The sequence below is a fragment of the Phyllobacterium endophyticum genome (assembly GCF_003010935.1).
Classification (GTDB): domain Bacteria; phylum Pseudomonadota; class Alphaproteobacteria; order Rhizobiales; family Rhizobiaceae; genus Phyllobacterium; species Phyllobacterium endophyticum.
Genome location: NZ_PGGN01000005.1, coordinates 81,630 through 94,060, shown reverse-complemented (window position 1 = coordinate 94,060; position 12,431 = coordinate 81,630). Strand labels below are relative to the sequence as shown.

Genomic DNA, 12,431 nt, shown 5'->3' with positions numbered 1-12,431 from the left:
CTTGTGACGAGAACGATATCCAGATCATACCAGATTGCAACCAGTTAAAAACTGGTATTATCGACTTAGCTCGGTGACGAAGTCATAGAGATCGCCGCGATACCTTGTCTCGGTGAACTCGACCGGCTGGTCGTCAGGGAGGAAACAGCGCCGCTCGATGATGATCAGGGGCGAGCCCACTGTGCATTTCAACAATTCGCTATCCTGCGCCGAGGCCGGGCGCGAGCGCAGCCGCTGGATTGCCCGCTGTGGCAGGACGTTCCGCTTCGCCAATGCCTCGTAGAGCGAGTTGCTGACGAGATCGGGCGAGGGTAGAAACCTTGCCGGGACGACCGCCGTCTCGTAGGCGGCGGGGTTTCCATCGGCGGTCCGAATGCGTTTCAGGCGAATGATCTGCGCATTCGGCGGAAGTGCAAGCGCCATTGCTTCCGCCGGCGATGGCCTTCCTATTTCCTTGGAAATCCATATACATCCGGGTTCGAGCCCTCGCGCTATCATGTCTTCGGAGAAGCTTGCCAGCGTTGACAACGATTTCTCGACGGGAACGCTCACCTCGGTTTTCGCGCCGTGGCGTCGCCGCAGATGGCCGTCCTCTATGAGAAGCTCGATCGCCTTCCTGACCGTTACGCGCGAAAGCGACAGGGCTTCCGCCATCGTCCTCTCGCCAGGAAGGGTGGCCCCCCTTCTTATTCTGTTGCTGACGATAAGTTCCTGCAGCGCCATCTTCAATTTCTTGTGCAGCGGTATCCCCGGTTCATATGCGCCGATCCGGGAAAGGACTTCCACAAACAGCTGCTCACGCTCCATATCTTCTCCTTGGCTGCAGTCTTCCAGCATCGCGCGATCACCCTCGCATTATTCTTTTGATAAACCAACTGGTATTAGGCTTTAGCTTCGCTTGCCACGTTCGGCACCGAGATGAAGATGAGCTTTTCCAGTCTTGGATGATATTTAGGTGTGAACAGTTGCAAGTGTGTGGTTTGAACGGATAATCGAACGATCTATTGCAATTTCCAGCAGATCGACCTTTTGTAAAACCGCTTGGCTTTGCGAAAATTCATGGAAAGAGAAACGTGCATCAAGAGGTCTCACTCTTAGCGACGGTTGCCCTCGGCTTCGTGTTTGCCGCCGTCTTCGGCTACGCGGCCGATCGTCTGCGCTTGCCGCCGCTGGTCGGATATCTTGTCGCCGGTATCGTGATGGGACCCTATACACCTGGTGTTGTAGCGGACAGCGATCTCGCATCCCAGCTTGCCGAGATGGGCGTCATCCTGTTGATGTTTGGCGTAGGCCTGCATTTTTCCGCGTCTGATTTGCTCGCGGTCCGAGGGGTGGCGGTCCCGGGCGCACTGGGGCGCATCCTGCTTGCAACCCTGCTTGGCATCGGCCTCACCTCACTATGGGGCTGGGGGCTTGGGGCCGGGATCGTATTTGGTCTCAGCCTGTCGGTCGCCAGTACTGTCGTGCTTCTCAAGGCGCTCGAGGAGCATAATCAGGTCGACTCCGTAAATGGTCGTGTCACGGTGGGATGGCTCATCGTCGAGGATCTGGCGATGGTGCTGGCTCTTGTGCTGTTGCCCGCATTTTCCGGCGTTCTGGGCGGTCATGTCGATGCCACGGCTGCGGGAGCCGAAGCTGCGGGAGGCCTCGCGATCGCTTTGACCATAGCAGTGACCCTGCTCAAAGTTGGCGCCTTCACGGTCATGGCGATATTCTTTGGTCCGAAAGTCGTTCCGTGGATACTGACATTGGTGGCGCGGACCGGGTCACCGGAATTGTTCACGCTTTCTGTTCTTGCCGTTGCGCTCGGTATCGCCTTCGGCTCCGCGGAAATCTTCGGCGTATCCTTTGCACTCGGTGCGTTTTTTGCGGGTGTGGTCATGAGCGAATCGCACCTCAGTCATCGTGCCGCGGCCGACTCCCTGCCTTTGCAAAATGCCTTCGCCGTGCTGTTTTTCGTTTCGGTCGGCATGCTTTTCGATCCCTATGTCATCATTCGCGAACCGCTTGCCGTTGCCGGCGTGCTCGCGCTGATCATCTTCGGCAAATCGATAATCGCGTTCCTGATAGTGGTGCTGCTGCGCTATCCCATCGCCATGGGCCTTTCTGTCGCTGCCGGACTGGCGCAGATCGGCGAGTTCTCGTTTATCCTGGCAGGTCTCGGCGTTTCGCTCGGCCTGTTGCCGCGCGAGGGGCAGGATCTCATTCTTGCCGGCGCCATCCTGTCGATCACTGTGAACCCGCTCGTTCTGCTCGCGGGAGATTGGCTGCAAAAGGCAATCCACAGCAAATATCCATCCCTTTCCGCCAATTATGGCCAGCAGAAGCACGATGCACTTTGCCGCGAGCTGGCAAGGATCCGGAAGATCAGCGATGACAGGAACAGGCAGCATCAGCTGGAAATGCAGCAACTGATAGAAACCTTCCCGATGTTTGCGCAGGTGAACGAGAATTCCCAGGAAGAACTCCTGCTCCTGTTCCGGCCCAAGGTGGCGTCGCCGGGCGAGCGCGTCATCCGTATCGGAGATCGTGTCGACGGCATGTACTTCATCTCATCCGGCGCCGTCGAGGTCCGACTGGAGAACGAATCGATCCGGCTCGAGGCGGGCGCATTTTTCGGCGAAATGGCTCTGCTGAGCGGTGGCAGACGCACGGCCGACGTCATTGCTGTTGATTTTTGCCATTTCCTGGTTTTAGAGCGCCGCGATTTCAATGTGTTCATGGCCAAACATCCTGCGCTCCTGGCTGCCGTCAGCGACATGGCCAAGGAACGCAAGGCGAGAAACGTTTCGCGCAGGAAGCGCAATCAGGCCCTGGACGCGACCTAGTCCGTCATCAGCGAAACCGTTGAAAATCCGCGCATCGCATCGGCGATAAGGCACTTGTCAGCAAGGATTGTTCTATTTCCTGTCATGAGGTCCTGTAGTTCCAGCCCTCTGATCTCCTGGGGGACCTGGATAGCGGTGTCACCCCAGCCGGGGATCGGCATGAATGGCGTGTTGAATCGCCTCACAGCGTCGAACGGATGCCTGGGCACTGCGACCATGCAAACGTCGCTGCCGTCCTTCCTCAGGAAGGCAATGACATTTCTCCGTTTCTTGCCGGTCACTTTCAGGGGCACATACTCGCCGCCGGTAAACAGGCCGGGTTTGCGTTTTCGAGCCCGCAAGTGTGTCGAAACAAGCCGCTGTTTTATCGCGCCCGTGTGCCAATCCTCTAGCAATATGTTCAACGGCGACTGGTCCGCATAGGAGAGGCGGGTGGCCAGCGCTTCGAAGTTCACGTCGGTCGATGCGGGGATGTTGGACACTCCGAAATCCCAGCATTCGGCGCCATTATAAACTACGGCCACTCCGGGTGCTGTGGCTTTGAGCACCGTTTGTGAAAAACTGTTGATTGCCCCGGCCACCCAGAAGGGACGCATGGTCTCGACGAAATCCTGAAGGAAGGAACGGTCGGCGAAAAGCTGGTTTATATAGTCCATCACTGCCAGTTCGTATGGCCTGTTTATCTCTGTCCAGAATGCATCCCTCTGGATTTCGCTGATCGCCTTCTGGATAAACACCGAAAGATCTTCACGTACCGCGTTCAGTCCGGTCTCATCGTCAAGCGGCAGCGTCAAGGGCCAGATCGCGGCGAGGGTCTGAAAGATGAGCCATTCCGTCTGGGGATCGGGCGCCGGTGTCTCCTCGATGGTCGCCACATGCTGGGCATGCTTTTGACGCCACCGGAGGACGGCTTCGCACCATGGCTCCGGGGCTTCGGACAGAGCGAGGAGCCGCATCCTGGCGTCCTCGCCGAATTTGGTCGTATAGGAGAATGTCGTCGCCAGCATGCCCCTTGGCGCCGCGGCAGCCTTGTTGAGCATCTTGTCATGGAAAGCCTGGACGGGGTCGCCTGAATCGGCTCCGTGCAGGATGACCTCGTCGAGAGCGATGGGACCGCGCCCATAGCGGTGGGATTGCTCGATCGCCTGGGCCATGACAGCAGCGGTCAATTGCTGAAACTTTGTTATGGACCGAGCCCTCTTGCCGCCCAGGCCATCGGACGTCTCCAATATCTTCTGCAAAAATTCGAGTGCGCGGGCGTCAGTGGCGTCGGCACGGCTTTTGATTTCTGAAATCGTGGAGCGCAGGATAGACCGGTAAGGTTCAAGAACGCCGCGGCCATCGGAATAGGTCCGGAACACCGGGAGTTCTATGACGAGGTCAGTCACGGCGCGGGTCAGGTCGAGCCCCGTAGCCGCATCCGGATCTATGGAAATGATGAGGTCCACCAGCGCCTGCAACTCCGCAGCGAACCTTCTGTGCAGGACGGCGGATTTCGCCCCGCGATAATGCAGGAGGCCCGGGCCGCCAATATCGCTGTACAGCTTTTCCAGCGCCGCAAGCTTATCATGATCGATAAGAACATTTGCCGTCGCCGAGATGAATTCATAGCCGGCCGTTCCGTCGGCATGCCACAAGGCAGGGTGTTTTTCACCATCCAGAAGGATCTTGTCCGTCACGAGATAAGCGTTCTCGCCGGCGTTTGCACGCAGTTGCCGGAGATAAGCTTCGGGGTCGGCCAGTCCGTCGATTTGATTCACCCGGAAACCGATGATCTGGCTGATCTCGAGCAGGTCAAGCGGCACCTCATGAAAATCCTTGAACGGCTGGGGTTTCTCAACCTGGACGCCGACCGAATGAACTGAATCGAACGCGTGGCGGTAATTCATCCGGCGGCGCGCTTTTTGGCGGGTCATCAGGCGCCATTTCTGCATCGACAACACTTTGTCGATTGCATCCATATCCTGCGAAAGCTCCTTCAGCCAGGCCGCAAGTTCAAGACGATGAGCGAGTTCACTGCTCTCGTATATTTCGCGCAAGCGGAAATGAAATTCCTCCGACCGCTGCGCGTCCGCCTTGTTCGCGGCGTCAAGGAAATCAATCGATAGTGCGTTGCCCACGCCGCGAAGAACAACTTCGTAGGACCGTGGATGTAGTGGGTAGAACACGTCGCCGTAAGTGATGCCGAAGGCAAGCTTGCCCTGATGGAAGTGGAGTTGCAGCGTTTCGGCCTGGACTTCTTCGACAAGCGGCCGTTGAAGAACAGGCAGGGTCAGGCGCTTTTTCCAGTCCACGTCGAAATGACCGGCATACCGGCTTTCGGATCCCCATTCCAGGACATCGAACCACCACGGATTGTGATGGGTCGCCGGCATCTGGTTGGGATTGATATCGACGACAAGTCCCATGCCCAGCTTCCGCAGCGCTGTATCGAGGACGGCGAAGCCGTATTCACCCCCAGCCTCGCCGTCGAGCTTGGTGGGATTGTAGGATTTCTTGCCGCTGCTGACCTCGATCGTGCTGAAGATCGGAGATACCGTGAGCGTGTCGATACCGAGATCGTTCAGATAGGGCACGATGGCGGCGATATCGCTGAAGGACAAACCGTTTCTAAGCTGGATGCGATAGGCGGAAATGGGCGTGGTCATCCTCGTCATGCAACCCGTTCGTTGGCGGTAGGGTGCTGATCGCCGCGCTGCAGCGCCTGAAGATATTGGCGCTGCCACCATTGCGCGTCATGATCCGTAATGCGTTTCAGGAGCTTGCGATGGCGCAACTGACGCTCTTCAAGCGGCATGGCGACGGCAGTTTTCAACGCCCCTGCCACCTCGCTGATGTCATAGGGATTGACGATCAGCGCCTCGCTGAGTTCCTCGGCGGCACCCGCGAACTTGGAAAGAATGAGGATGCCCGGGTCCTTGTCGTCTTGAGCTGCAATATATTCCTTGGCCACGAGGTTCATCCCGTCCCGCAGGGGCGTGATCAGGCCAACGAGACTCGAGCGGAAAAGCGGCGCGAGTTTCTCGCGTGGAATATTGCGATTGATGTATTGTATGGGTGCCCAGTTGAAATCGGCGAACCTGCCATTGACTGCCCCTGCAAGCTGTTCGAGTTCAGCCTTGATATCCGAATAGGCGGTGACATCCTCTCTGGAGGGCGAGGCTATTTGCAGATAGTCCGCGTGCCCTTGATACTCCGGGCAGATTTCGAGGAATTTCCTGAACGCCTTCATGCGGTGCGGCAGTCCTTTCGAATAGTCGAGCCGATCCGCGGATATGACCTGGAACCGTTGCAGGACCTTGCGGCGCATACGCTCGAGTTCGATCGTATCGTCGGTTCTCGCGGACGCCTTGGCGAATTGCTGGACATCGATTCCGATGGGGAAATGCCCGATATTGATGGTGCGATCGTTCACGCGCACGACCTCTGGGGAAATAATGGCCGCGTCGGAATGCTCTTTGAGATAGCGATGGAAATTATGGACATCGTTGACCGTCTGAAATCCGATCAGGTCGAATTGCAAAAGGCAATATCGCAGCCACTCGTGACGAGGCACCGCGGAAAAGATATCAGCCGAGGGAAAGGGTATGTGCAGGAAAAAGCCGATCTTGTTCTTGCAATTGCGCTTGCGGAGTTCGGCGGCCATCGGAATGAGATGGTAGTCGTGCACCCAGATCACATCATCGTCGCGCAGGTGCCCGCGGATGAGTTCCGCGAACTTCTCGTTCGTCGCCGAATAACTGTCGGCAAATTCCATCCGGTAGTCCATAAGGTCGAGCCGGTAGTGGAAGGCTGGCCAAAGCACGCGGTTGGAAAAGCCGAGATAGTATTTCTCGTGCTCTTCGCTTGTCAGTGCGGTTGTCAGGGTGGTCACATTGCCGTGGGTCTGGATCTTCGTTGTAGCCGCCGCCGCATCGTCCACGACGCTGCCGTCCCACCCGGCCCAGAGTCCTCCCTGTTTTCTAAGCGCGTCCACGATACCGACAGCAAGTCCACCGATTTGCGTATTCTTCCCCAAATTCGCGGTGCGATTTGAGATTACGACTAGCCGTCCCATAAAATAGATGTCCCTTCATGCAGTCAGGACTCTAACCAACTCCCCGGGAACGTGATGGTTCCAGAAAAACCCGCGATGTTGGATTTTCGTTGAACGATTTCCCGCCCGCTGAGTTTTCCGATGAGTGCCCTCGATCGAAGGAAAGAGATATGCAGCCTGATACGGCATGTGACAACGCGGATGGACCTCTGCCTTCCAGCCTGGACGGCTGGGCGCTTTTCATCGACATCGATGGTACCCTCATCGATCTTGCAACGACCCCCGAGAGCATCGTCGTTCCCCCTGATCTGCCCGATCAACTCATGAAACTCTCTCGGAAAGTCGGTGGCGCGCTCGCTCTTGTCACTGGGCGTTCGATCGCCGCCGTGGATACGATGTTCGCGCCACACCATTTCACCGTGGCGGGCCTTCATGGCGCCGAAATCCGCAGGGAAAACGCGGATATACTCAGACATGGTCTCAATGCAGAAGCGCTCGACCGCCCGCGTCTTGTGTTGCAGGACTTCGCCCGCCACTGGCCCGGCATGGTGATCGAAGACAAGGGTCTTGGGCTGTCGGTACATTACCGGCAGGCACCCGAAGCAGCAACCGCTGCCGCGCATGCGGTTGACCGCCTCGTCAAGGATCTCGGCTACGGGTGGAAGCGGCAGGATGGCAAGATGGTTGTCGAGATCGGGCCGGCGGGAACCAGCAAGGGCGTCGCGGTCGCGCATTTCATGGAAACGGCGCCCTATGCGGGAAGGAAGTTCCTGGTTATTGGCGACGACCTGACCGATGAAACCATGTTCCACTACGCCAGGGAGGCGGGCGGACGCTCGATCAGGGTCGGCGATCCGCCCTTCGAGAGCATTGCCGAATTCAAGCTGGAATCTGCCTCTGATGTGCGTTCCTGGATCGCTCGGGCGACCAGCGAGAATTAGTTGCGGCGCTATTGGCCGCTTGCCGTTGTCTCTGGCTTAATTTCCCCAATTCGCGTATGTTTTATCTTGTGCAGGTTTAGGTCCATTGGTACCGCCTCTAGCATGGTGCCACTGGTGCCTTTCCCGCTCGAAACGAGATTGGGAGAATTGCTCATGGCACAATTTCATGTGATCGCTGGTGCAAACGAAACCAGCGTCTATCCTGAGGTGCGTAAGATCGGCGTGGCAGATGTTTTTGCTGCTTTGCGTCAAGGGCTCGACGATTTTTGGGAGAAGCCCTCTCACTATGTTTTTCTTTGCCTGATTTATCCCGTCGCCGGGCTTGTCCTTGCGCGCTGGTCGGCGGGGGCAAATGCTCTGCCGATACTTTTTCCGCTGATGTCGGGTTTTGCCCTGATCGGGCCGTTTGCCGCCATCGGTCTCTACGAGATCAGCCGCAGGCGGGAACTTGGACTGGATACATCATGGCAACACGCACTTGAGGTCAGGCGTTCTCCAGCCATGCCCTCCATCTTTGCGGTCGGCGTTTTGCTCTTTGCGATCTTCATCGTGTGGCTGCTCACCGCCCAGGCACTTTACGTCAGCCTGTTCGGTCCGGCAGCGCCGGCCTCGATCGGCGCCTTTGTCAACCAGGTGTTCAACACTTCGGAAGGCTGGCGCATGATCGTCCTGGGCAATGCCATAGGCTTCGTGTTCTCCGTCATCGTCCTTTCGATAAGCGTCATCACGTTTCCGCTGCTGCTTGACAGGGACGTCGGCGCGCTGGCCGCGGTCACCACTTCGGTGAAGTCTGTCTTTGCTAATCCGATACCGATGCTTTTGTGGGGCCTGATCGTAGCGGCATTGCTGGTCGTCGGCTTCCTTACCTTGTTCGTCGGTCTCGCGATCTTCATTCCGGTGCTGGGGCACGCAACATGGCACCTGTACCGCAAGGTCGTGGCGCCCCTGCCGGTCGCGGAAGTTCAAAACCTGAAGAAACCCCGCTCCCGCCGCTAGAGTGCAGGTCAAAGAAAACGCGGTGCGGAAAAGCACCGCGTTTTTTTTATTGCGGGCCGCCGAAGAAGGTCAATCGGCTCAAAAGGACGTAGTGTGATTCCGACACCATCATCGCGACGAAGACGAGTACCATGAGTGGTGGAAGCACTATCGCATAGATAAGCGCAAGCCTTTCCCAGGCCATATGCATGAAGATGGCGACGATCAGACCTGCTTTGAGCATCATGAAAAGCAGGATCAGCGACCACCTGAGATAACCATGCAGGCCGATATAATCGATCATGTACGAGAACAGGCTAAGGACGAAGAGCAGTCCCCAGACAACGAGATAGAGCCTGATCGGATGTTCCTGGTGTTCGGTATGTGCTGCTGGTTGTGCCATGTGACCTCACCACAGATAGAAAAACGCGAAGATGAAAACCCAGACCAGGTCGACGAAGTGCCAGTAGAGGCCCGTGATCTCGACAATCTCGTAATGGCCCTTCCGGCTCGTGAAGAAGCCGCGCTTCTGCGTATCGAAATCGCCGCGCCAGACCTTGCGGGCCACGATAAGCAGGAAGATGACACCGATCGTCACGTGTGTGCCGTGAAAGCCGGTGATCATGAAGAAAGTCGAACCGAATTGTGCGGCACCCCAGGGGTTTCCCCATGGCCGGACACCTTCCGAGATCAACTTGGTCCATTCGAAAGCCTGCATGCCAACAAAAGCTGCGCCAAAGATCGCCGTCAGGAGCATCAGGAGCGCCGTCTTGCGGCGGTCGCGGCGGTAGCCGTAGTTCACTGCCATGGCCATCGTTCCGCTGCTGCTGATGAGCACGAACGTCATGATGGCAATCAGAATGAGCGGGACGTTTTGGCCGCCAATGTGCAGGGCGAAGACCTCGCTTGGATTGGGCCAGGGAACGGATGTCGACATGCGCGCGCTCATATAGGCAAGTAGAAAACATCCGAAAACGAATGTGTCGCTGAGCAGGAATATCCACATCATGGCCTTGCCCCAGGAGACATTCTTGAATGTTCTCTGGTCGGAGGCCCAGTCGGAGGCGAAGCCGCGCAGCCCGCCGGGCCGGGGAGGGGGTAATCTTGTTTCGGTTTCCACAACGTCGGTCATTTTCACCACCCTCAGGACAAGAGTTGCCGGCATATTTCGACGAAATCATTGGCCCAGCCCGCGAACAACGCGAAAATGATCAGCCAGACGATGAGCATGAAGTGCCAGTACATCGCACACAGATCGATGCTGAGTTGCGCATGACCGGGTGTCTCGTTTTGCCAAACTCTCAACGTCGTTCGGCCGAGTACCAGCAGACCGCCAAGAATGTGCAACCCGTGCATTCCAGTGATCATGTAGAAGAAGCTGTTTGCCGGGTTGTCGGCGAGGACATAGCCAGCCGACACCAATTCGCGCCACGCAAATGCTTGTCCGAGCAGAAAGCCGATCGCCGTTGCGAAACTGATCAGAAGGGCCAGTTTCATGGTGCTGGCATCGTTCTGCAATGCCGAGGACTTCGCCTTCTCCAGGGCGACGCTGCTGATGACGAGCGCTGCCGTATTTGCCCATAGGACGCTGGGAAGCGGTATTGCCCACCAGTCCTGCAAGCCCATCCGCATGAAGTAGGCGCTGATGAACAGCGTGAACAACGCACCGACGACGGCAAGAAATACGCCGAGGCCGATCTTTGCGGTTGGCAGCGGCGATCGCGTGATTGCGGAAATCTCGCTGGCGCGCCCGGCTTCGAGCCATGGTTTGGACGTCAGGCGTTGCTGCGCCATCCACCAGATGATGATGGAGGCCAGTCCCGCCAGGAAGATGAGGATCACGCTCATGTCGCATGCTCCCTCGACCGGTGTTCGGGATCCGGTTCATTCTGCGGAATGAAATCCTCGGGTGCGCCGGGGACACTGTAGTCATAGGCCCAGCGATAGACCACCGGCAATTCCTTGCCGAAATTGCCGTGGGGCGGCGGGGTCGTTGGTGTCTGCCATTCCAGCGTGGTTGCACGCCAGGGATTTCCCCCCGCGTCCTTGCCCCTGCGAAGGCTCCAGGCTGCATTGAAAAGGAACAGGATTTGCGCAGCCCCCACGATCAGAGCCATCACGGTTATGAAGACGTTCAGGTCATGCGCGGAGGGCGGATTGACGACGGATTCACCGATTTCGTGGTAGCGGCGCGGCGCTCCCAAGAGGCCGAGATAGTGCATCGGGAAAAAGATCAGGTAGGCACCGAGGAACGTCACCCAGAAGTGGACCCGCCCCATGGTCTCGTCCAGCATTCGACCGGTGATCTTGGGATACCAGTGGTAGATCGCCCCGAAGATGACCATGATCGGTGCGACGCCCATCACCATGTGGAAATGCGCGACCACGAACATCGTGTCCGACAGCGGAACGTCCACGACGACGTTGCCGAGGAACAACCCGGTCAATCCGCCATTGACGAAGGTGACGATGAAGCCGAGGGCGAACAACATCGGTATTGTCAGGTGGATGTCGCCGCGCCACAGGGTAAGCACCCAATTGTAGACCTTGATGGCCGTCGGAACCGCGATGATCAGGGTTGTGGTTGCGAAGAAGAACCCGAAATTGGGATTCATGCCGCTGACATACATATGGTGGGCCCAGACGACGAAGCTGAGGGCTCCGATGACGACGATGGCCCAGACCATCATGCGATAGCCGAAAATATTCTTGCGCGCGTGAACGCTGATGAGATCGGATACGATGCCGAACGCAGGCAGCGCCACGATATAGACCTCGGGATGGCCGAAGAACCAGAACAGGTGCTGGAAGAGGATTGGACTGCCGCCGCCATATTGCAGCTGGGCGCCCATCTCGGCAATGGCCGGCATGAAGAAGCTTGTACCAAGAACGCGGTCGAACAGCATCATCACCGAAGCAACGAAGAGCGCGGGAAAGGCGAGGAGCGCCATTACGGTCGCGGTGAAAATTCCCCAGATCGTCAAGGGCATCCGCATCAACGTCATGCCGCGTGCACGTCCCTGCAGGACCGTGACGACATAGTTCAACCCGCCCATGGTGAAACCGATGATAAACAGGATAAGCGAACTCAGCATCAGGATGATGCCCCAATCCTGCCCGCCCGGCGTACCGGAAAGCACGGCTTGCGGCGGGTATAGCGTCCAGCCGGCGCCGGTAGGTCCACCCGGAGCAAAGAAGCCGGCGACGAGCACAAGCACGGCAAGCAGATAGATCCAGTAGCTCAGCATGTTGGCGTATGGGAACACCATGTCGCGGGCACCGAGCATCAGCGGGATGAGGTAATTGCCGAAACCGCCGAGAAAGAGCGCAGTGAGGAGATAGATCACCATGATCATCCCGTGCATGGTGATGAACTGATAGTAGCGGTCGGCATCGATGAACGTGAAGACGCCGGGGAAACCAAGTTGCAGCCGCATCAGCCAGGAAAGGACGAGCGCCACGAGGCCGATCGCGATTGCCGTCAAGGAATATTGGATGGCAATGACTTTTGCGTCCTGGCTGAAGACATAGGTCGTCCACCAGCTATGCGGGTGGTAAAGTTCCACATCTTCGACTTCGGCCGGCGGTATGGGGTCGTTGATGCTGGACGGTATGTTGACCATTCTGTGCCCTCCCTGGCTCCGTCGCTCC

10 protein-coding genes are annotated in these 12,431 nt (G+C 57.5%); 3 read left to right on the top strand and 7 right to left on the bottom strand.

Annotation, left to right across the window (positions count from 1 at the left end; all coding sequences use genetic code 11):
* Window positions 1-57: 57 nt before the first annotated feature.
* Window positions 58-807 carry a GntR family transcriptional regulator gene (locus tag CU100_RS22105; RefSeq protein ID WP_106718796.1) on the bottom strand — a complete coding sequence of 250 codons (750 nt, stop codon included), beginning with the start codon at window positions 805-807 and terminating at the stop codon, window positions 58-60.
* A 266-nt stretch (window positions 808-1,073) separates the two neighbouring features.
* On the opposite strand from CU100_RS22105, the gene CU100_RS22100 reads away from it, so the two are divergent.
* Window positions 1,074-2,828 carry a cation:proton antiporter domain-containing protein gene (locus CU100_RS22100; protein ID WP_106718795.1) on the top strand — a complete coding sequence of 585 codons (1,755 nt, stop codon included), beginning with the start codon at window positions 1,074-1,076 and terminating at the stop codon, window positions 2,826-2,828.
* Here the strand turns inward: CU100_RS22100 and treY are convergent.
* Together treY and CU100_RS22090 are read right to left on the bottom strand one after the other, a co-directional pair.
* Complete coding sequence (treY, locus tag CU100_RS22095; protein WP_170113929.1) at window positions 2,825-5,485, bottom strand: malto-oligosyltrehalose synthase; 2,661 nt, start codon at window positions 5,483-5,485, stop codon at window positions 2,825-2,827. The two genes, CU100_RS22100 and treY, sit on opposite strands and share 4 nt — an antisense overlap.
* Entirely contained in the window at window positions 5,482-6,885 is a 1,404-nt protein-coding gene (locus CU100_RS22090; RefSeq protein WP_106718793.1) for an alpha,alpha-trehalose-phosphate synthase (UDP-forming), read from the bottom strand. Before CU100_RS22090 ends, treY begins: the two co-directional genes overlap by 4 nt.
* Window positions 6,886-7,034: 149 nt before the next feature.
* On the opposite strand from CU100_RS22090, the gene otsB reads away from it, so the two are divergent.
* Window positions 7,035-7,805: a trehalose-phosphatase gene (otsB, locus tag CU100_RS22085; protein ID WP_106718792.1), complete on the top strand. Its 771-nt coding sequence runs from the start codon at window positions 7,035-7,037 to the stop codon at window positions 7,803-7,805.
* A 153-nt stretch (window positions 7,806-7,958) separates the two neighbouring features.
* Entirely contained in the window at window positions 7,959-8,801 is an 843-nt protein-coding gene (locus CU100_RS22080) for a DUF2189 domain-containing protein (RefSeq protein WP_106718791.1), read from the top strand.
* A gap of 46 nt (window positions 8,802-8,847) precedes the next feature.
* Here the strand turns inward: CU100_RS22080 and CU100_RS22075 are convergent, their stop codons facing one another.
* The 4 genes from CU100_RS22075 to ctaD are packed head-to-tail and all read right to left on the bottom strand — an operon-like array spanning window position 8,848 to window position 12,403.
* Window positions 8,848-9,183, bottom strand: coding sequence for a cytochrome C oxidase subunit IV family protein (locus CU100_RS22075; protein ID WP_106718790.1), 336 nt, complete (start codon window positions 9,181-9,183; stop codon window positions 8,848-8,850).
* Window positions 9,184-9,189: 6 nt separating this feature from the next.
* The gene (locus CU100_RS22070; protein WP_106718789.1) at window positions 9,190-9,912 is read right to left on the bottom strand and encodes a heme-copper oxidase subunit III family protein; all 723 of its coding nucleotides are present in this window, start codon (window positions 9,910-9,912) and stop codon (window positions 9,190-9,192) included.
* Between the two features lie 11 nt (window positions 9,913-9,923).
* On the bottom strand, window positions 9,924-10,628 hold the full coding sequence (locus CU100_RS22065; protein ID WP_106718788.1) for a cytochrome c oxidase subunit 3: 705 nt from the start codon (window positions 10,626-10,628) through the stop codon (window positions 9,924-9,926).
* Window positions 10,625-12,403: a cytochrome c oxidase subunit I gene (gene ctaD, locus CU100_RS22060; protein ID WP_106718787.1), complete on the bottom strand. Its 1,779-nt coding sequence runs from the start codon at window positions 12,401-12,403 to the stop codon at window positions 10,625-10,627. Before ctaD ends, CU100_RS22065 begins: the two co-directional genes overlap by 4 nt.
* Window positions 12,404-12,431 lie beyond the last annotated feature (28 nt).

Excerpts from the sequence above, each read along its gene's own strand:
- CU100_RS22105 (WP_106718796.1), bottom strand. The coding sequence starts at position 807 with ATGGAGCGTGAGCAGCTGTTTGTGGAAGTCCTTTCCCGGATCGGCGCA.
- treY (WP_170113929.1), bottom strand. The coding sequence starts at position 5,485 with ATGACGAGGATGACCACGCCCATTTCCGCCTATCGCATCCAGCTTAGA.
- CU100_RS22090 (WP_106718793.1), bottom strand. The coding sequence starts at position 6,885 with ATGGGACGGCTAGTCGTAATCTCAAATCGCACCGCGAATTTGGGGAAG.
- otsB (WP_106718792.1), top strand. The coding sequence starts at position 7,035 with ATGCAGCCTGATACGGCATGTGACAACGCGGATGGACCTCTGCCTTCC.
- CU100_RS22080 (WP_106718791.1), top strand. The coding sequence starts at position 7,959 with ATGGCACAATTTCATGTGATCGCTGGTGCAAACGAAACCAGCGTCTAT.
- CU100_RS22075 (WP_106718790.1), bottom strand. The coding sequence starts at position 9,183 with ATGGCACAACCAGCAGCACATACCGAACACCAGGAACATCCGATCAGG.
- CU100_RS22070 (WP_106718789.1), bottom strand. The coding sequence starts at position 9,912 with ATGACCGACGTTGTGGAAACCGAAACAAGATTACCCCCTCCCCGGCCC.
- CU100_RS22065 (WP_106718788.1), bottom strand. The coding sequence starts at position 10,628 with ATGAGCGTGATCCTCATCTTCCTGGCGGGACTGGCCTCCATCATCATC.
- ctaD (WP_106718787.1), bottom strand. The coding sequence starts at position 12,403 with ATGGTCAACATACCGTCCAGCATCAACGACCCCATACCGCCGGCCGAA.